We start from the raw sequence: 19,863 nt of genomic DNA, 5'->3' as shown, positions 1-19,863 counted from the left end.
ATTGCACAGTCCCTTTGTCTAAACATCGGGACTTTTTTATTTTTATAGAAATTTGTCGCTACAAACAATTGCCACTACTCCAATAAACTAAATGAATTACAGGGAAAATATCAGGCTTGCACTGCAATCAATCAAAAGCAATAGGTTACGTACTATGCTCACAGCATTAATTATTGCTATTGGCTTAAGTGCTTTAGTTGGTATTTTAACAACTTTAGATGCTGTAAAAGCAAGTATGACAAGTGCTTTCAGTAGCATGGGCGCTAACTCTTTTACCATTCGAAACAGAGGTACAGGAATTAGAATTGGTGGACAAGGAAAAAGGCCTAAACCTTTCAAAGCAATTCGTTATGAAGATGCTGTTAGATTTAAAGATAGTTTAAACACACCTGCTACAGTTGCGGTAAGTGTATTTGCAAGTGGCGGTTCTACAGTAAAAAGCGGAAGCTTAAAGACCAATCCAAACATTAATGTTCAGGGTATTGATGAAAATGGTTTGAACTCTCAAGGCTTGAGCCTTTCTGACGGGCGTAACTTTAGCAAATCTGAAGTACAGATGGGTAGTAACGTATGTATTGTTGGAAGTGAGGTTGTAGATAAACTATTTAAGGATACCGAAGCGATTGATAAAATGGTTAATGTTGGCAATAATCGCTTCAAAATAGTTGGAATTTTAGCAGCCAAAGGTTCAAGTATGGGTTTTAGTGGCGATAGAGCAGTGTATGTTCCGCTATTAAAGGCCAAACAAATTAATTCAAATGCCAATCCATCTTACACCATCACGGTAATGGTTCCAACCAATGAGATGCAGGAGGCTGTTATAGGAGAATCGACCTCGTTATTTAGAAATATCCGTAAGGTTAAAGTAAATGATCCTAATAACTTTGAAATTACTAAAAGTGATGCTATCGCTCAAACCTTATTCGAAAATTTAGCTTTTGTTGCAATTGGAGGCGTTGCAATTGGAATTATAACACTTATCGGTGCTTCAATTGGACTGATGAATATTATGCTTGTGTCTGTAACAGAAAGAACAAGAGAAATTGGAATACGCAAAGCTATAGGTGCGAACCCAAAAGTAATTAGACGCCAGTTTTTAATCGAAGCAGTTGTGATTTGCTTAATGGGTGGAACTTTCGGAATATTTTTAGGTATTGTTATTGGAAACCTGATTTCTCTGGCAATGGGCGGTTCATTTATAATTCCTTGGGCATTTATTATTGGTGGCTTTGGTATATGTGTTGGCGTTGGAATTTTATCAGGATACTACCCTGCTAAAAAGGCTTCGAGATTAGACCCAGTTGAGGCACTGAGATACGAATAACCGAGATTAGTTTAGAGTTTTTTATTAAGAAGTTGGTGTTGAGTTAGCAAAGTACTCATCCCACTGGTTAATAATGAATTTTCTAATGCTGCTGCGTGTTTTAAATGATGCATATCGCTTCCAATAAAATCAACTAAATGATGTTCGACCATTTCATCAGCAACTTTTTTTGCTCCTGAGCCATAGTACCCTGTTAATGCAATAGAGTTTAACTGGAGTAAACATCCTGATTCTTTTATTTTATGAAGATTTTCTATTGAAGAATAGTAATAAGGATATCTTTCAGGGTGCGCTAAAACAGGAGTATATCCAGTATCCATTATCAATTTAATAATCTCGAATAGGTTCTGCGGTTCGTTTATGTAAGATAATTCAAATAGTATGTATTGTGCCCCGAAGGTTAAAACCTGTTTTTGTTTAACTTTTTTTTCCAGCGTTTCATCTAAGTAATACTCAGCAGCGGCTTCTACCTTTAAATCAATTTTTGCTTCTTCTAATCCTTTTTGTAACACTTCTAAACCACGATTTATGGTATCTGGAGTATTACGAAAATAATCTGCCATTACGTGTGGCGTAGCAATCAGCTTATTAAATCCTAGTGATTTAAATTGCTCAGCAAGAAGTAATGAATCCTTCAGACTTTGCGCCCCATCATCAATACTTGGAATAATATGCGAGTGCATATCCGTTCCTATTGTAGAAAAGTTAAAATCAGGAATTACTTTTTTCTTCTTGAATAATCCAAACATTGTAAGGGACTTGGGTATTTAAATTTCATTCGGCAAATCCGAAGATTCTGCAACTGCGGCTAATTTAGAAGAATATATTTTATTTAGCAGTTGATTTAAATTTTCTGTTAAATCAAACTGTAAATCTTCATGAAGTTTTTTGAATTTGTTTATAGTAACCTGGGTGGTTTTAATATAAAAACTTGCAAAAAGGAAACCAAAATCGCGATATCCTAAAAACGATTTTTTATATTCTAAGGGAATAACATTTAGCACAAATATTTTTAACTCAACCTCGCCGATAGAATCTTTTGTAACCTTATAGAAATGATTTACTTGCGTAATCATCTTCCTAACTTTGGCCAGAGCATCTTTTGCATTTAACTTTTTAAGTTCTGGGAGTTGGATTTCTATATCATTTTTGATATTTTCTTTGCGATATTCTAAATCGCTTTCATCTTCCAGCAGTTTAAAATGAAGATGTTCTGTAAGCACTTTATCTTTAGCAATTAACCGCAATAACAATTTATCCTTTTCTTTTACAGGTAAATCAGTTATTGCGGTTTTTAAGTTTTTGTGCTCAGCAAGCTTCATTAAAAAGGATTTGCCTTAATATATTTTTCCCATTCCCATGCAGAACGCATCATTTCATTTATATCAAGCTCGGTTTGCCATTTCAGCACCTCTTTCGATTTTGTAACATCGCCAAAAATTTGTTCGATATCACCTCCACGTCTTGGTCCGATTTGGTAATTCAGTTTTTCTCCGGTAGAACTTTCAAAAGCTGTAATAATTTCTAAAACAGAAGAGCCTTTTCCGGTACCAATGTTAAATACCTCGTAATTACCATCTGCTTCTTCAGATTCTAATCGTTTAATCGCGGCAACATGCGCCTTCGCTAAATCAACCACATGGATATAATCGCGAATTGCACTGCCATCAGGTGTACTGTAATCGTTACCATGAACGGTAATTGGACCACGTTTACCAATTGCTGATTGCGTAATAAAAGGAACTAAATTTGCCGGAACACCATTTGGTAATTCGCCTATTAGAGCGGTTTTGTGTGCACCAACCGGGTTAAAATATCGCAAAGCGATAACATTCAAATCTGGAGTTACCGCAGCTGTTTCAACTAAAATTTCTTCTGCAATCTGTTTAGTGTTGCCGTATGGCGATTCTGCTTTCTTAACAGCTGCCGATTCTGTTACCGGCAAACTATCTGGCTGACCATAAACGGTGCAAGATGAAGAGAAAACAAAATTTGTTTTGTTGAAAGAATTTAAAAGGTTAATCAAGCTAAAAAAATTGTTCCGGTAGTACTTCAATGGATTTTGAACAGATTCGCCAACTGCTTTTGAAGCCGCAAAGTGAATTATACCTGAAATATCTGAATGCTCGTCCGAAAAAGTTTTAACTTTCGCTTCATCACATAAATCAAACTGATAAAACTCAGGTTTCATACCAATAATCTTTTCAATCTGATCTAAAATCTTAATATCAGAATTTGAAAGATCATCTACAATTACAACTTCATAGCCTGCATTATGCAACTCAACAACAGTGTGAGAACCTATGTAACCTGTACCGCCGGTAACTAAAATTTTAGACATTGTTATCGATTATATTTTTGGAAATCTTTATGCTCAATTTTCGCCAAAGCCTCTTCTGGCAATGATTTAAAATATTCGTAAGTAATTTTCAATCCTTCAGCACGGCCAACTTTTGGTTCCCAGCCAAGCAAAGCTTTTGCTTTTGTAATATCTGGTCTGCGTTGTTTCGGATCATCTTGTGGAAGTTCTTTGTAAACTATCTTCTGTGATGTTCCGGTTAGTTTAATAATTTCTTCGCAGAATTGTTTAATCGTGATTTCATCCGGGTTACCAATATTTACTGGTTGAGCGTAATCACTCATCAATAAACGATAAATACCTTCAATCAAATCATCAACATAACAGAAAGAACGCGTTTGGCTACCATCACCAAAAACGGTTAAATCCTCTCCTCTTAAAGCCTGACCAATGAAAGCTGGTAATACACGTCCGTCATTCAGTCGCATTCTTGGTCCGTAAGTATTAAAGATTCGTATAATTCTGGTTTCTACGCCATGAAATGTATGGTAAGCCATCGTTATGGCTTCCTGGAAACGTTTAGCTTCATCATAAACACCTCTCGGTCCTACCGGATTTACATTACCCCAATATTCTTCTGGTTGGGGATTAACACTTGGATCACCATAAACTTCAGAAGTTGATGCAATTAGCATTCTTGCGCCTTTTGCTCTGGCTAAACCTAAAAGATTATGCGTACCCAAAGAGCCAACTTTTAAAGTTTGGATTGGAATTTTTAAATAATCGATTGGACTTGCTGGTGATGCAAAGTGAAGTATGTAATCTAAAGTGCCCGGAATATGAACAAATTTTGAAACATCGTGATTATAGAACTCGAAATTCTCTAAGTGAAAAAGATGTTCAATGTTGGATAAATCGCCAGTAATTAAGTTATCCATGCCGATAACATGGTAACCTTCTTTAATAAAACGATCGCAAAGGTGCGAGCCTAAAAAGCCGGCTGCTCCAGTAATTAATATTCTTTTAGTGCTCATCTTAATCTACTAATTTACGGCCAATACTATTATAATAGTAACCCAGGTCGATCATTTTTTCTAAATCGTAAAGGTTACGTCCATCAAAAATTACTTTATTTTTTAAAGTAGTTTCAATTTTTTCGAAATCCGGATTTCTAAATACCGACCATTCTGTTGCAATTAAAAGTGCATCAGCATTTTCAAGTGCATCATATTGATTTGTAGCATAGTTTACTTTGTCGCCAATCAGGTTTCTAACATTTTCAATTCCTTCCGGATCGAAAACCGTAACTGTTGCTCCATTTTTAACCAAAGCATCAATAATATACAAAGCCGGAGCTTCGCGGATATCATCAGTTTCTGGTTTGAAGGCTAAACCCCAAAGTGCAAAATGTTTACCCTGGATATCGTTTTTGTAATATTTTAAAAGTTTATCAACTAGGATTGTTTTTTGGCGTTCATTAACTTCCATTACCGATTTAAGGATTTGGAAGTCATATGTATTCTCATCTGCAGCCATTACCAATGCCTGTACATCTTTCGGGAAGCAAGAGCCACCATAACCAATACCTGGAAACAAGAAGCGTTTACCAATTCTATCGTCAGAACCAATTCCTCTTCTTACAGCATCAACATCTGCACCAACTAATTCGCAAAGGTTAGCGATTTCGTTCATGAATGTGATTTTTGTTGCTAAGAATGAGTTGGCAGCATATTTAGTTAGTTCAGATGAACGCTCATCCATAAACAAAATTGGATTTCCTTGGCGAACATATGGACCATAAAGTTCGGTCATTAGTTTTTTAGCACGTTCGCTTTTTGTACCTAAAACTACACGGTCAGGCTTCATGAAATCTTCAACGGCAACACCTTCGCGTAAAAACTCGGGGTTAGAAACGACATCTACTTCAATGTTTGTGTTTTCTGTAAATACGGTTCTAACTTTATCTGCTGTTCCTACGGGTACGGTAGATTTGTTAACGATAATTTTATAATCCTTTATCAGCTTAGAAATATCTTTTGCTGCTCCCAAAATATATGAAAGATCTGCGGCTCCATCGCCACCTGGAGGCGTTGGTAAAGCCATGAAGATAATTTGAGCTTCTTCAATTGCTTCAGCAAGATTAGTTGTAAAATGCAATCTTCCCTGCTCTATATTTCTATGGAAAAGAAGATCTAGTCCTGGTTCATAAATCGGAACCTGACCATCCTGCATTTTTTTTACTTTTGCTTCATTTATATCCACGCAGATAACATTATTTCCTGTTTCTGCTAAACATGTCCCGGTAACCAGACCTACATATCCTGTACCAACTACAGCTATTTTCATATTCTATTTATAGGGGATTTTAAGTAATTTCGTTTTATCTTGCCACGAAGATAATAAAATCCAACAAATGCTTTTACTTTATATATTAGGAATTAAAATTTATAGCTTATTAATTTGGATTTTTTCGTTTTTTAATCAAAAAGCAGCATTATTTATCGCGGGTAGAAAGCAGATTTTCAGAAACATAGCCGCAAAAGTAAATCCGATTGACCAGAACATCTGGTTTCATTTTGCATCCTTGGGCGAATTTGAACAAGGGAGACCAGTTCTTGAGAAAATAAAGGCATTAAAGCCAGAAAAAAAAATAATTATCACTTTTTTTTCACCATCTGGATATGAGATTAGAAAAAACTATGCACTGGCTGATGCCATTTTCTATCTACCTATAGATTCAAGAAGAAATGCTCAAAAATTTATTGATTTAATAAAGCCAGAAATGGCAATTTTTACCAAATACGAATTTTGGTATTTTTACTTTGCAGAACTTAAGAAAAACAATATTCCGCTATATTTAATCTCTGGAATTTTCAGACCAAATCAAGTTTTTTTTAAAAGCTATGGTAAATTTTATTGTAATATCCTAAAATCAGTTACACACTTTTTTGTTCAAAATAAGGAAAGTGAAAATTTATTAAACTCAATTGGCATAACTGCTACAACACTTAGCGGAGATACAAGATTTGACAGGGTTTATGAAAACGCACAGCAACCTAAACAACTTCCAATTATTGAAGATTTTTGTGGAGATACAAAAACTATAATTTGTGGTAGTACCTGGCCGGAAGACGAGAAACTAATAGCTGAATTAGCTCTTCAACATAAAGATTGGAAATTTATTATTGCTCCACACGAAGTGGATGAAAATCATATTCAAAATATCGAGAAGCTGTTTACAGGTTCTGTTAGGTTTTCAAAATTGAAAACTGGTAAGATACAAGAATCCAATATTTTAATTATTGATAATATCGGAATGCTTTCTTCTCTGTACCAATATGGCAAACTTGCCTACATTGGCGGAGGATTTGGCGCAGGAATACATAATACACTTGAAGCCGCAGCATTTGGACTACCTGTAATTTTTGGACCGAAGTATGATAAATTTCAAGAGGCGAAAGATTTGATTAAAATTGATGCTGCAAAAAGCATTTCCAATCAAAACGAACTGATAGTTGCATTTGAATATCTTGCCACTAGCGAAAAATCATCGGCAGCTGCCAAAAATTATGTTTTAGAGAACAAAGGTGCTACAGAAATTATTTTAGATGAGATTTTTTAATCTTAATTTATCATTCCGGCTAATGCTTCGATAAATTTTGGATTATCGTTCAAGCTCTCTACCAATTGAACATGCTCGCCACCAAGCTCTTTAAATTCTTCGTGGTACTCAACCGTAATTTCGTATAACGTTTCCAAACAATCTGCAACAAAAGCTGGACTAAAAACTAATAACCTTTTCTTGCCTTCGGCAGCTAATTTTTTAAGCACATCAGTGGTGTAAGGCTGTACCCAAGGTTCCTTACCTAATCTTGATTGAAAGCAAACCGTGTAATTCTCTTTTGATATTCCAAGTTCTTTGGCGATTAATCTTGCTGTATCATGCCCTTGAGCCGAATAGCAAAATTTGTTTGTATCATTCAAAGTTTGACAGCAATCAGCATTTTTTAAACAATAGCTTCCTGTATGGTCGCATTTCAAAAGTTGTCTTTCTGGCAAACCGTGAAAACTAAACAAAATATGATCGAAAGTTTCAGGCTGATGTTTTCTTGCATTTTCTGCAAAAACTTCAATCATTAATTGATTATCATGAAAAGAATTTACAAATGAAATTGGCGGTACAGTTGGCCATTTACTAACTAATTCCATTACCAATTGCATTACGGAGCCACTGCTTGCCGAAGCGTATTGAGGAAATAATGGAATAACCTGAATGCTTTCAACCAAACCAGCTTTTAAATTTGCCAAAGCAGATTCGATTGATGGACTTTGATAACGCATCGCTAACTCAACGTGATAACCATCACCTAATCGTTCTTGAAGCATCTTGGCCTGCAATTTACTATAGTGCAGAAGTGGCGAACCCTTTTCATTCCATATTTCTTTATATAATTTTGAAGTTTTAGGACTTCTAAAAGGCACAATAATACCTTTAACCAATAAAATTCTGTTTAATTTAGGGATATCAATCACACGTTCATCCATTAAAAACTGATCTAAATATTTTCTTACATCAGCCGTTTCCGGACTATCAGGTGTACCTAAATTAACTAGTAGAATTCCTTTCTTGCTCATTACAACGAATATGTTTTGTGGCGCAAATATCGCCTTTTTATTATTTTTTACCTACCAGAAAAAGTGACTAAAAGCATTTTTTAGTCAATAAAAAGTAGTAATTATTTATTTAAACGGATTGTTCTAATTTTTGGCTTTGTATAATTGCCACCATGGTGTACCAGGTTTTTCGTGATGTTCTAAGTGGTAACCAAAGAAATAGCAGGTTATAAATGCTGCAAAATGATTTTTTTTTAATGTTGAGGAATGATATTGATTTTCATGTTCTCCCTTGTGTGGCAAATAAGTTCCGAAATAAAATAATTGAAATGTACTTAGTAATGACGGAAGCACCCAAAACAATAACAAGTTTTTTTCATCAACCCAAATTTTTAACACATTATAAGCAATAGCCATTATTACCAATTGAATTATAGTCACATAATTAATCATAAACTGATAGTACCATTTCCAAAATCCGTGTGGCGCATAATCTGGATCTTCTTCCGTATGTACGTGATTATGATGCTTGTGGTGTTTTGCATAAAGTTTATTGTAGAAAAAACCTGCATACAGGAACACCGAAATGTAGCCTATCAAATTATTTAGGTTTTTATTTAACGAAATCGTTCCATGCATTGCATCGTGCGCCGTAATAAATAAGCCAGTATATAAATGCATTTGAACCAAAATCATCAGATATACCAAAGGATTATTCCAAGAGAAATTCCAGTTTAAAAGAAAATACAGACATGCGAACCAGCAAGAAATTACGGCAATGGCTACTAAAATCCCGATGTGTTTACTAACTGTTTTCAACAATAATTTGATTGATTAGTTAATTAAACAATTTAGTACAAAAAATGATTTTAGAAAAATAGATTAATATTGCTCCAACTCGGCTTTAACATTTTCCATAAGCCACATAGGTGTTGATGTTGCACCGCAAATTCCAACTTTATCATGCTCAGAAAACCAGTCTTTATCTAATTCTGCTATATTAGAAATGAAGTAAGAATTATCATTAAACTTTTTGCATACATCGTACAAAACCTTTCCGTTCGACGATTTTTTACCTGACACAAAAACTATTTTATCGTAATGACTAACGAATTTCTCTAATTCTTCGTAACGGTTAGATACTTGTCTGCAAATTGTATCGTTTGCTTTAACTTCGTAACCTCTACCAAGCAATTCATCTTTAATGCTGTAAAATTTATCTACACTTTTTGTAGTTTGGCTGTAAAGCGTAAATTTTGATGGCAGTTCTACATTATCTAATTCTGCCAAATCCTGAAAAACGATTGCTTTTCCATCAGTTTGTCCTTGTAAGCCGATAACTTCAGCATGACCATGTTTGCCAAAAATTAGAATTTGTTCATCGTCATCATGCGAGTTTTTAATTCTATTTTGGAGTTTTAAAACAACAGGACAAGAAGCATCAATTAGCGTTAAATTGTTATCAAGTGCAAGTTGGTAAGTTGATGGAGCTTCACCATGTGCCCGGATAAGCACCTTTTCGTTTTGAAGGGTCTTCAAAATTTCGTGATCGATAATTTTTAAACCCATGTTGGTTAAACGTTCAACCTCTTCATCATTATGTACAATATCACCAAGGCAGTATAAACGGCCTTCGTTTTCTAAAATATCTTCTGCCATTTCAATCGCGTAAACTACGCCAAAGCAAAAGCCCGAAGCTTTATCAATAGTGACTTGTAAATTATAACTCATTGCTTTGCAAAATTAAGCAAAAATATCCTATCATCTTGTCATGTATAAAACAACAAAAAATATTAACTGCGAAACGTACATTGTTGTACCAATATATTTTTGTTGTTTTAGGCCCAAAGCATAGTAAAACTTTAATAAAATTACCGAAACGATAAACCAGGCAACATAATTTTGGACTGGAATAACGTGCCAATCCCAATGCCAATAGTCGAATTTCATTGCAGTAGGTTCAAGAAAAAAATCGAAAAGTATTAAGCAAAGTCCACCTAAAAGCGAAGCCATAATCCCATTTCTGATTTTAAAACTTTTAATCATCTGTCCGGTACTGAAGATTAAAATCACCCAGTTAACACCCATTAATAAAGGCACAGTAGCAACTTTAAAACCTAGTGTTGTTCCATAGTAATAGCTCCCAAAAATTTTACCCGTTTTAACACCTAAAACTTCTACTAAAAACCCACAAAGAAATACACCACAAACAAATAGCAACAGGCGCTTAATATCTGCATTGTAAGAAAATATGATAACGGCAAACATCAACAATAAATGAAATGGCACCAATTTCATAAAATATGGCTGTGCAAATGGAATTAAAAACCCAATTAAACCAACCAAATGAAAAATGATAATAATAGCAACAACTACCTTTTTTACTTTTAAATCTGCCTGATCAATCTGCCCTTCCATGTTCCGTTTTTAAATAAATGCTTTTTTATTGATATTAATGAAATTAGCAAAAAGAATAACATCTGTAAAGGATGTAAAACTAAGTTTAGTAAAACATTCTGTCCGGATAAAAATGATATCATCAATCTACTTAATATTACTAATGTTAATGGTAGTGCAAGGAGCGATAAATCGAAATTCAGAATTAAGATTACAGGCCAGGCAATTACCAAAAGCTGGTAAATTAGTAATATTATAATGTTACTACCAAAACCTGCAAGTATATTTTTACTAAAGCCGTTTATACTTTCGCCAAGGCTTTTATACATCCTACAGTAAATTAAATCGTTAGCTAAAAGTGCTTCTGTTTTAAAACCTTGTTGTTTTACAAGTTTCATAATCTCTACATCTTCAACAACCTTATTTTTTACCTTTTGATGCCATTGAAAATCATGGTAATTGGAAGCTTTAAAAAACATACATTGACCACTTGCAGCAGAAAATGCAGGATTATTTGAAACCCGAACCAATCGCAAGGGCAATAAGTTCAATAAAATAAAGTGCATTAACGGAACGGTTAGTTTCTCGCCAATACTTTGCATTACCTGATTGGTAAAAATACTAAGCAAACTCAATCCACCGTTTTCAGTCCTAAAAATTAAGCTATTTATAAAACCCCTTTTTATTTCTTCATCAGCATCTAGAAACAAAAGATAATTTCCGGTTGCAAGTTTGGAAAGTTGGTGACAAGCAAAGTTTTTACCCAACCATCCCTTTGGTAATTCTTTACCTTTTACTATTTTGAATTTTGGATGCTGTTTTGAGAATTTTTCTACCAGCTCGAAAGTATCATCAGAACTATTGTCATCTAACACAACAACTTCATAATTCAGATAATCTTGTTCTTTAATTGATTGTAATAAACCAAGAATATTTTCAGCTTCATCTCGTGCCGGAATCAATATAGAAACCTTATAATCATAATGTTTAACGCTTCGCGGAAGCTTTGGGTTTGAAAGAAAATTGAATACAGTAACCGAAAACCTGATAACCAGAAAAATTAATGCTGCGTAGATAAAAACCGTCATTCGTTAATTTGTATCTGTTTAACAAGCGAAGCATTGTAATGTTTATTATAGGCACTTTTTAAAAGCTGCAAACTCGTGTATTCTTCAATTTCCCAATTTTGGAGATATGTGTATGCAGAAGGCTTTCTTTTAGAGAAATAATCGATAAAAGTGGCAGCAAAAATTATGTTAGTGTTTTTTGTGCTTGCATTTATGATTTGCATTACGCCTTTTTCAAAGCTGATATCCTGAAGATGATTTGAGTGTAGTTTACCTTGCGGAAATACGAGCACTAAATTATTAGGATTGTTCAAAAGCTCGCCTGCGTAACTTAGAGTATCTAGGATATCTTTACCACTCTTTGCTGCAGCAAAAGCACCGAGATATTTCAAAAAGCTAACTTTAGCATAATTATCAGCATTTACCAATACATGAAATTCCTTTTTGAAGATTTTTTTATTGAGGTAGAAAATCAAGAAACCATCCCACCAGCTAAAGTGATTTGCTAAAACTAAAACCGAGGATTCTTTTTTAAGTGTTACAGATTCATAATTAAATGCCGCAAAATCTTTCTTGATGATAAAACTTATGTACCAGGCAAAAAACCTGTAAATGATAGTATTTTTTTTGGGAAGGTACATTCAGGGAAATTGCAAAAAATTGGGCTCAATTGCAAGTAAAGCTTTTAAAACAAAGATTATTTGAATATCTAACTTAAATAAACCCTATCCTCTTCACCTTCAACATCCATTACAACATCAACATGTTCTTTTAAAATGGTTGCAAGTTCTAAGCCAACAAAATCTGTCGCAATCGGGAAAATTTTATGACTTCTATCTACCAGAACAACCGTACGGATTTTTTTATGTGGTGTATTCAAGAAAACGCCTAAACCATAAGCCAACGTTTTACCGCTGTTTAAAACATCATCAACCAGAATTATAACTTTATTTTTCCAATGGCTTTCGTTTAAATCTGTTTTAGCAACAAGCTTACTGCTTTCCTTTTCTAAATCGATTCTCAACAAAACAATTTTAAGGCTCGAGATTTTTTTTAAAACCTTTTCAAGTCGTAAAGCAAGTTTATATCCCCTATCCCAAATTCCGGCAAGTACAATCTCTTTTTCATTCAAGTTATCTTCCAAAATTTGATATGCAATTCTGTCTATTTTCTGCTGAATTTGTTTCTTATTAAGAATGAGTACCTGAGATGTTGCCATTTGTAGTAAAAGGTTTGATTACAAAAAGAACGATTTTAAGGATGAAATTCAAACTATTTGAAAAATAATTTCGGTTGCTTGCAACGTTTACCATAACCAAACGTCTAATCAATAACCTAAAACATCAAAATTATCATCAAACATTTCAACCAATTAATAACATATTATGAACAATCTATTTAAAACTTCAGCATTGCTTGCACTATTTTTAGTTAGTGCTTATAACGCAAATGCACAAGAAAGCAAAAACGTATCGATTAAAAATGTGAGTAGCGTTACTGTGAGCAGCGGTATTGATTTATATTTAACACAAGGAAATTCTGAAAGTCTTGATATAAAATCATCAGAAGATTTACTTAAAAATGTTGTTGTAGAACAGAACGGTGGCAACGTAACCATCAAAGTTAAAGATGGTTTAAATTGGGGCAACATGTTTAGAAACCAAAGCATAAAAGCTTATTTAAATTTTAAAACTTTAACTGCTTTAACCGCATCTGGCGGAAGTGATGTTTACAGCCAAAATCAAATTAAAGCAGATAAATTTTCAATTCGCTCATCTGGAGGAAGTGATGTAAAACTTAATCTTGTTTGTACAGATATACAAATTCAAAGCAGCGGTGGTAGCGATGTCAAATTAACCGGAAAAGCAGAAAACATGGTACTTCAAACCAGTGGTGGTAGCGATGTTAACGCTTATGAGTTTCCAGTTGCTTATGCTAAAGTTTCTGCTTCTGGCGGTTCTGATGCAAATGTTAATGTAACTAAAGGATTAGAAGCTGGTGCTAGCGGTGGCAGCGATGTACATTATAAAGGCAATGCATCTTTAAAGAAAACATCATCATCCAAAAGCGGTGATGTAACCAAAGTAAATTAGTTAGTTTTAGGTTTAACTTTATTTACGAGTGCTGTCTTGCGGATGCAAAACAGCACTTTTTTTTATTTGTATGGGAAATAAACAAAGTTTGCGCCTTCAGGAACAATTACAAAAACGCACATAAAATTTTCGGGTTTTTTATACGCTTTTAAAAACGGCTCTTTTCTCTCTTTGTTAATGATGCCCTTTTCCACAAATTCTTCTAGTGTAGAAGCCTGAATGGTCCAATCGGTATTTAATTCTTCTTTGTTAAGAATAAGTTCGCCAATGCTAACTTCGTGTTGGTGTGCAATAAATATCGGATGAGCAGAAATGCCTTCAACCATAATCTCTACTGAAACTTCCTTAATCGCATCAGAATAAAATTCTAAATCTTTTTCTAAGCTAACTAACGGACTTTCGTTCTTCTTCGGTGCTCCGCTATCTTCTGGTGTTGCACCTAATAATTCTTCTCTATTCATAATAATTTTGAATGAGTGATGGATTGAATGAGTGAATGTTGTTTGTACAAATGATTAAATTTCATTCAATAATGCCCTCATTCATTAATTCAGTCATTCTCTAATTCACTAATTCCTTTAATTTCAATAAAACTACATTTTCAACATGCTGTGTATGCGGAAACATATCAACAGGCTTTATTCTGGCTACTTCGTATTTATCCTTTAATAATTCCAAATCTCTGGCTTGCGTTGCAGCGTTACAGCTTACATAAACAATCTTTTCAGCTTCCATCTCTAGCAAGCGTTGCACAACATCAGTATGCATTCCTGCTCTTGGCGGATCGGTAATTACTACATCAGGTTTTCCATGCGCTAAAATAAATTCAGAAGTTAAAATATCCTTCATATCACCTGCGTAAAAAATTGTATTATCAATTCCGTTAAACTGAGAATTAAACTTAGCATCTTCTATTGCAGTTGGAACATATTCTACACCAACAACCTGTTTTACATCTTTGGCAATAAAATTTGCAATGGTTCCTGCTCCGGTATATAAATCGTAAACCAGCTCATCACCTTTAAAACCTGCAAATTCACGGGTAATTTTGTAAAGCTCAAAAGCCTGCTCTGAATTGGTTTGATAAAATGATTTTACACCAATTTTAAATTTGATGCCATCCATTTCTTCAAAAATATGATCGCGACCAGCAAAAACATTAACATCTTGGTCAAAAATAGTGTCGTTCTTCTTTTGGTTAACGATATACAATAACGATGTTATCTGAGTAAATTCTGCCTTTAAGAAATTCATCAAACCGTTTATCTGTTCTTCCTCGGGATAAGCAAAAACAACAGCCACCATAATTTCTCCTGTTGTAGAAGTACGAATAATCAGATTACGTAAAACGCCTTCATGGTTTCTTAAATCGTAAAACGATAAATCATTATCCTGGGCGAATTGTCTAACTGCATTTCTAATTTGGTTCGAAGGCTCGTCTTGTAAATAGCAGTGCTGAATATCTAATATCTTATCAAAACGCAATGGAACGTGAAATCCAAGGGCATTCATATCAAAATCTTCGGCGCTATCTATATCAGTTTTTTCTAACCAACGTTTGTTAGAAAATGTAAACTCCAATTTATTGCGGTAATATTTATTTTTAGCTGAACCCAAAATCGGTTCAGTAGAAGATGTATCTATTTTGCCAAGGCGTTGCAATGCAGCTTCAACGTTTTTTTGTTTAAATTTTAACTGAGAATCGTAACCCATGTGCTGCCATTTACAGCCACCACATGTTCCGAAATGAGCACAAAATGGTTCGGTACGCAAGTCAGATTTCTGGTGTAATTGTTCAATTACTGCCTCAGCAAAGTTTTTCTTCTTTTTGGTTAAACGAACGTCAACCACATCACCAGGAACGGCTTTATCAACAAAAATCACCAATTCATCGGCTTTGCCAACACCCTTACCTTCTTCTGCAATATCAATTATTTGTACGTTTGGAATTATTGTTACCGTACCAGGTTTTCTTCTACTCATTATGCCGCAAATATAAGGCTAAAAGCTGAAACACTAAAGTTGAAACAGCAGGACAGAATGATTACAAATAATTGGAATTTTATGGCAATAGAAATCACATCAGACTTTTAAGTCTGGCCGTTGTTTTTGATTTAGGAATGAAAATTATGCTCCAATAAATTTAAATGCTTTAGCCCAAAAGCCATCCATCCAATTAAATTTCAAATCAAATTTTTCATCTATTGATACAGAGATTTCTAAAATTTCTTTACTCATGATAAAAAGCTATTTAATTAATGCAATAATAGATAATTTATACCAAAAACCAAAACGGTATAAGTTAATTTATAGTTAAAGTTATGTAATAATTGCAAAGAATAACATGTAGTTTCCTCTTGTTTTAAACCGTATAATTTCGTAACTTAATATATAAATTCACCAAAAAAAGGAGGTTCATCATGAACGTAATCCGCAAAATTGAACATTGGGGCGATGTTCATCAAACAAAATGGCTTGATTTTTTAAGGATAATTTTAGGCCTAATTATTTTTGGAAAAGGTATCTCCTTTATCAGCGATACCAACACCCTTCAAAATCTTATCACACAAAACAATGTTTTCGGCTTCTCTGGAGTACTTATTAGTGTTGCCATACACATTGTTGCTTTTGCTCACTTAGTTGGCGGCATACTCATCACTTTAGGATTAGTCACCCGTTTTGCTGCAGTAATTCAGATACCAATTTTACTTTGCGCCGTATTCTTTGTGAATATTACACAAGGATTTTCTATGTTAAATTCTGAACTGTGGCTTTCTGTAATTGTATTATTCATGCTTATCTTATTTTGGGTAATTGGCTCAGGACCTATTTCCGTAGATGAAAGTTTGAAACATACAAAAGGTAAGCGATACCAATAGTTAAGTTTATAATTCTAACAATCTTTCTAAATGATGGTATTGAATGCCGAAGTATGCCTTGCTGGCTTTAATTTTTTGAAGAATCTCCTCTTTATTCTTTGCTCCTTGTTCCTTATTCCTGATACCGACAACTAAAACATTCTTTGGAGTATGCGCATCAGAGATAAATTCAAAAACTTTAGTCTTGTAGCCGAAATATTCCAAAATTAACGCTCTTATACCATCAGTAACCATTTCAGCCTGACGTTCGAGAAAAATTCCATATTTAGTTAAAAATGAAACATCGTTTTTAACCTTATTTTTTTCAATCTCTTTACGAATTTGTTTATGGCAACAAGGTGCAACAACAATTAGTTCGGCATTTGCTTTTATTCCTTTAAAAATTGCATCGTCAGTAGCCGTATCACAAGCATGTAGGGCAATTAATAAATTAACATCTTTAGCATTAAAATCTTCTATAGTTCCTTGAACAAAATTTAATTTATCAAATGATGATTTATTGGCAACACTGTTACATAAATCAACCATATCACTGCGATATTCAACACCAATTACTTCAGTATCCAATTTTAAAACGGAATGCAAATAATCGTATAAAGCAAAGGTTAAATATCCCTTTCCTGAGCCCATATCTGCAACTTTCTTAATTGTTCCTTCAGGCAGTTCCTTTATTAAAGAGCTTAAAATTTCTATGTAATGGTTTATTTGCCTGAACTTATCCTGGGCATTTTTAAAAACTTTGCCCTCATTGTCCGTAATTTTTAACGCTGTTAAATAAGGTTTTGAATCCGGCTTAATTAAGCGCTCTTTTATTTTATCATTACTTAGTGTAGGTAATGTTTTTGTAGATGCAGCTACTTCCCGTAAAACGATTTTTTTATTATTAAGTTCCTCAAAAATAAAATCACCCTGTGTAGTAAACAATGTTGCAATTTTAAATCCATTGACCAGATAATCAGAAATCATTTGAATTCCGTCCTCGAATGAAAAATTTTTAACAATATCACGTGTTTTGTACCGAAAGGTAAAAGCCAGTTTATCTTCTCGCTTTATTAACACTTTCCTAACTAAAACTTGCTTTAAGGCCTCTTCGCTGCCTCGATAATTTCCTAACGAAATCTTAACAAATGTTTCCGCTATAACGCTTTCGTTAATTTTGATCTTAAATTGTGCTATCTGCTCAGAAATTTCCATTTACCATTTACAAAACACAAAGATAAACAAGTTTATAGCGCAAAAGCCATTAGATAAATTTTGTAACAATCAGGAGACTTTTTAAATGTAGTTTTACCTCGAAATATTATTAAATGCATTGGAACTAATACGATTTAGCGATTATTCAAACGCAGATTATCTATAATCATTCCAAAGAAGCTATTTTCCCTTCAATCTCTTTTATTTAAAAAAATTAAAAGTTAGATTAGAATTTCATTTAAATCTATTTTCCTATTCATGAGTGACTTTCAAATTAAAAAATCGCCCACTGTTTATGATGCCATAGTTGTTGGTTCTGGTGCTGGTGGTGGAATGGCTGCATACGTTTTAGCAAATGCCGGACAAAAAGTTTTAATGCTTGAGGCTGGTCAGTATTTTGATCCAAGAATGGATTCTCACCAGCTAAAATGGCCTTGGGAATCTCCACGCCGCGGTGCAGGAACCGTACGCCCATTTGGCGATTTCGATGCCTCATATGGTGGTTGGGAGTTAGAAGGTGAGCCATATACTCAAAAAAATAAAACCGAGTTTGAATGGTTTCGCTCAAGAATGCTGGGGGGTAGAACAAATCACTGGGGAAGAATATCACTCAGAATGGGTCCGATAGATTTTAAACCAACTGATGGTTTAACAGATGCATGGCCGATAACCTATGATGATGTAAAACCATTTTACGATAAAGTTGACCGTATGATTGGTATTTACGGAACAGCTGAAGGTATCGAAAATGAACCTGATGGAATATTTATGAAACCGCCAAAACCTCGATTAAATGAGTTATTCATTAAAAAAGGTGCAGAAAAAGCTGGTGTAAAAGTAATAACCGGTCGAGGCGCTGTAATGACCGAAGCCATAAAAGGCAATAACGACCGTGCACCTTGCTTTTATTGTGGCCAATGTGGTAGGAGTTGCAAAGTTTATGGCGATTTCTCTGCTTCATCATGTTTGGTTATACCAGCTGTAAAAACCGGAAATTTAACAGTAATTACCGATGCGATGGTTAGAGAAGTAATTACCGATAAAGATGGAACTGCAAAAGGCGTATCGTATGTTAATAGAAAAAATTTGCAAGAATATCAGGTTACAGGTAAACTCGTAATTTTAGGTGCAAGCGCTTGCGAATCTGCACGTATTTTACTCAATTCAAAATCATCTGCACATCCAGGCGGATTAGCTAATAGCAGCGGTGTAGTTGGTAAATATTTACATGATTCTACTGGAGCAGGTGTTTATGGTTTCTTACCGCAATTAATGGATAGAAAACGCTATAACGAAGATGGTTTGGGTAGTGTACACATCTACTCTCCTTGGTGGCTCGATAATAAAAAATTGAATTTTCCTCGTGGATATCACATTGAGTATGGTGGCGGTTTAGGCATGCCTTCATACGGATTTGGAAGTGGTGTTGCAAAAATGAATGGCATGTTGCCAGATAGAAATGGCAACAAAAAAGAAGCCGGAGGTTATGGTAAATCTCTTAAAGATGATTACCGCCGTTTTTATGGAACCAGTGTTGGCATGGCCGGAAGAGGAACAGCAATAGCAAGAGAAGATAACTACTGCGAGATAGATCCAGATATGGTGGATAAATATGGCATACCGGTATTAAGATTTAATTACAAATGGGCTAAGGAAGAAATTTTGCAGGCTAAACACATGCAAGAAACATTTTTATCAATTATGAAAGAAATGGGTGCTGTGGTAACTTCTGAAATTCATGGTGCAGATACCAATTATGGTTTGTTAAATCCTGGAAAAATCATCCATGAGGTTGGAACCATTAGAATGGGTGATGATCCTAAAAAATCAGCATTGAATAAATATTGTCAGGCTCACGATTGTAAAAATCTATTCGTTGTTGATGCCGGTCCGTTTGTACAACAAGGTGATAAAAATGCAACCTGGACTATTTTAGCATTGGCAATGAGAACTGCAGAATACATATTGGCTCAAAAGAAAAAACAAAATATTTAAG

Annotated in this window: 21 protein-coding genes; 5 read left to right on the top strand and 16 right to left on the bottom strand. The window is 34.3% G+C overall.

Annotation, left to right across the window (positions count from 1 at the left end; translation table 11 throughout):
* Positions 1–91: 91 nt before the first annotated feature.
* Positions 92–1,324, top strand: coding sequence for an ABC transporter permease (locus ACO05K_RS20400; protein WP_421946218.1), 1,233 nt, complete (start codon positions 92–94; stop codon positions 1,322–1,324).
* A gap of 11 nt (positions 1,325–1,335) precedes the next feature.
* Here the strand turns inward: ACO05K_RS20400 and ACO05K_RS20395 are convergent, their stop codons facing one another.
* Genes ACO05K_RS20395 through ACO05K_RS20375 form a run of 5 tightly spaced genes read right to left on the bottom strand, consistent with a single transcriptional unit; the run spans position 1,336 to position 5,969 of the window.
* On the bottom strand, positions 1,336–2,073 hold the full coding sequence (locus tag ACO05K_RS20395) for a tyrosine-protein phosphatase (RefSeq protein WP_421946217.1): 738 nt from the start codon (positions 2,071–2,073) through the stop codon (positions 1,336–1,338).
* A gap of 18 nt (positions 2,074–2,091) precedes the next feature.
* Positions 2,092–2,646, bottom strand: a complete 555-nt coding sequence (locus ACO05K_RS20390; RefSeq protein ID WP_421946216.1) for a hypothetical protein — start codon at positions 2,644–2,646, stop codon at positions 2,092–2,094.
* Entirely contained in the window at positions 2,646–3,665 is a 1,020-nt protein-coding gene (galE, locus tag ACO05K_RS20385) for a UDP-glucose 4-epimerase GalE (protein WP_421946215.1), read from the bottom strand. The genes ACO05K_RS20390 and galE overlap by 1 nt, the downstream gene beginning before the upstream one ends.
* A 2-nt stretch (positions 3,666–3,667) precedes the next feature.
* The gene (locus ACO05K_RS20380) at positions 3,668–4,657 is read right to left on the bottom strand and encodes a UDP-glucuronic acid decarboxylase family protein (RefSeq protein WP_290241538.1); all 990 of its coding nucleotides are present in this window, start codon (positions 4,655–4,657) and stop codon (positions 3,668–3,670) included.
* A 1-nt stretch (position 4,658) separates the two neighbouring features.
* Complete coding sequence (locus ACO05K_RS20375; RefSeq protein WP_421946214.1) at positions 4,659–5,969, bottom strand: UDP-glucose dehydrogenase family protein; 1,311 nt, start codon at positions 5,967–5,969, stop codon at positions 4,659–4,661.
* Positions 5,970–6,036: 67 nt separating this feature from the next.
* Between ACO05K_RS20375 and ACO05K_RS20370 the strand changes: the two genes are divergently transcribed.
* Positions 6,037–7,245 (top strand): 3-deoxy-D-manno-octulosonic acid transferase, encoded by a 1,209-nt coding sequence (locus ACO05K_RS20370; protein ID WP_421946213.1) that lies wholly within the window; start codon positions 6,037–6,039, stop codon positions 7,243–7,245.
* Positions 7,246–7,247: 2 nt separating this feature from the next.
* Here ACO05K_RS20370 and hemH read toward each other — a convergent pair whose 3' ends face one another.
* The 7 genes from hemH to ACO05K_RS20335 all read right to left on the bottom strand — a co-directional run bounded on the left by hemH (position 7,248) and on the right by ACO05K_RS20335 (position 12,920).
* Complete coding sequence (gene hemH / locus ACO05K_RS20365) at positions 7,248–8,258, bottom strand: ferrochelatase (RefSeq protein ID WP_421946212.1); 1,011 nt, start codon at positions 8,256–8,258, stop codon at positions 7,248–7,250.
* Positions 8,259–8,381: 123 nt separating this feature from the next.
* Positions 8,382–9,056, bottom strand: a complete 675-nt coding sequence (locus tag ACO05K_RS20360) for a fatty acid desaturase (RefSeq protein WP_421946211.1) — start codon at positions 9,054–9,056, stop codon at positions 8,382–8,384.
* A gap of 63 nt (positions 9,057–9,119) precedes the next feature.
* Positions 9,120–9,968 carry a 4-hydroxy-3-methylbut-2-enyl diphosphate reductase gene (locus ACO05K_RS20355; protein ID WP_421946210.1) on the bottom strand — a complete coding sequence of 283 codons (849 nt, stop codon included), beginning with the start codon at positions 9,966–9,968 and terminating at the stop codon, positions 9,120–9,122.
* A gap of 30 nt (positions 9,969–9,998) precedes the next feature.
* Entirely contained in the window at positions 9,999–10,655 is a 657-nt protein-coding gene (locus ACO05K_RS20350; RefSeq protein ID WP_421946209.1) for a carotenoid biosynthesis protein, read from the bottom strand.
* Positions 10,625–11,722 carry a glycosyltransferase gene (locus ACO05K_RS20345; RefSeq protein ID WP_421946208.1) on the bottom strand — a complete coding sequence of 366 codons (1,098 nt, stop codon included), beginning with the start codon at positions 11,720–11,722 and terminating at the stop codon, positions 10,625–10,627. The genes ACO05K_RS20350 and ACO05K_RS20345 overlap by 31 nt, the downstream gene beginning before the upstream one ends.
* Positions 11,719–12,342, bottom strand: a complete 624-nt coding sequence (locus ACO05K_RS20340) for a 1-acyl-sn-glycerol-3-phosphate acyltransferase (protein WP_421946207.1) — start codon at positions 12,340–12,342, stop codon at positions 11,719–11,721. The genes ACO05K_RS20345 and ACO05K_RS20340 overlap by 4 nt, the downstream gene beginning before the upstream one ends.
* Before the next feature lie 68 nt (positions 12,343–12,410).
* The gene (locus tag ACO05K_RS20335) at positions 12,411–12,920 is read right to left on the bottom strand and encodes a phosphoribosyltransferase family protein (protein ID WP_421946206.1); all 510 of its coding nucleotides are present in this window, start codon (positions 12,918–12,920) and stop codon (positions 12,411–12,413) included.
* A 166-nt stretch (positions 12,921–13,086) separates the two neighbouring features.
* On the opposite strand from ACO05K_RS20335, the gene ACO05K_RS20330 reads away from it, so the two are divergent.
* Complete coding sequence (locus ACO05K_RS20330; protein ID WP_421946205.1) at positions 13,087–13,794, top strand: head GIN domain-containing protein; 708 nt, start codon at positions 13,087–13,089, stop codon at positions 13,792–13,794.
* A gap of 62 nt (positions 13,795–13,856) precedes the next feature.
* Here the strand turns inward: ACO05K_RS20330 and ACO05K_RS20325 are convergent, their stop codons facing one another.
* From ACO05K_RS20325 to ACO05K_RS20315, 3 genes are all read right to left on the bottom strand, one after another.
* Entirely contained in the window at positions 13,857–14,255 is a 399-nt protein-coding gene (locus ACO05K_RS20325) for a hypothetical protein (protein WP_421946204.1), read from the bottom strand.
* 100 nt (positions 14,256–14,355) lie between these two features.
* Positions 14,356–15,777, bottom strand: coding sequence for a 23S rRNA (uracil(1939)-C(5))-methyltransferase RlmD (rlmD, locus tag ACO05K_RS20320; RefSeq protein ID WP_421946203.1), 1,422 nt, complete (start codon positions 15,775–15,777; stop codon positions 14,356–14,358).
* 144 nt (positions 15,778–15,921) lie between these two features.
* A complete protein-coding gene (locus ACO05K_RS20315; RefSeq protein ID WP_421946202.1) occupies positions 15,922–16,032 on the bottom strand; it encodes a phenylalanyl-tRNA synthetase subunit alpha in 111 nt (36 codons plus the stop codon).
* A 182-nt stretch (positions 16,033–16,214) separates the two neighbouring features.
* Between ACO05K_RS20315 and ACO05K_RS20310 the strand changes: the two genes are divergently transcribed.
* Positions 16,215–16,673: a DoxX family protein gene (locus tag ACO05K_RS20310; protein ID WP_421946201.1), complete on the top strand. Its 459-nt coding sequence runs from the start codon at positions 16,215–16,217 to the stop codon at positions 16,671–16,673.
* Between the two features lie 6 nt (positions 16,674–16,679).
* Here the strand turns inward: ACO05K_RS20310 and ACO05K_RS20305 are convergent, their stop codons facing one another.
* The gene (locus tag ACO05K_RS20305) at positions 16,680–17,867 is read right to left on the bottom strand and encodes a class I SAM-dependent methyltransferase (RefSeq protein WP_421946200.1); all 1,188 of its coding nucleotides are present in this window, start codon (positions 17,865–17,867) and stop codon (positions 16,680–16,682) included.
* A 258-nt stretch (positions 17,868–18,125) separates the two neighbouring features.
* On the opposite strand from ACO05K_RS20305, the gene ACO05K_RS20300 reads away from it, so the two are divergent.
* Positions 18,126–19,862, top strand: coding sequence for a GMC family oxidoreductase (locus ACO05K_RS20300; RefSeq protein WP_421946199.1), 1,737 nt, complete (start codon positions 18,126–18,128; stop codon positions 19,860–19,862).
* Position 19,863 lies beyond the last annotated feature (1 nt).

The sequence above is a fragment of the Pedobacter sp. genome (genome assembly GCF_965227205.1).
Taxonomy (GTDB): Bacteria; Bacteroidota; Bacteroidia; order Sphingobacteriales; family Sphingobacteriaceae; genus Pedobacter.
Note: the sequence above shows the minus strand (reverse complement) of the source record. Positions and strands in the feature narration are given on the sequence as shown.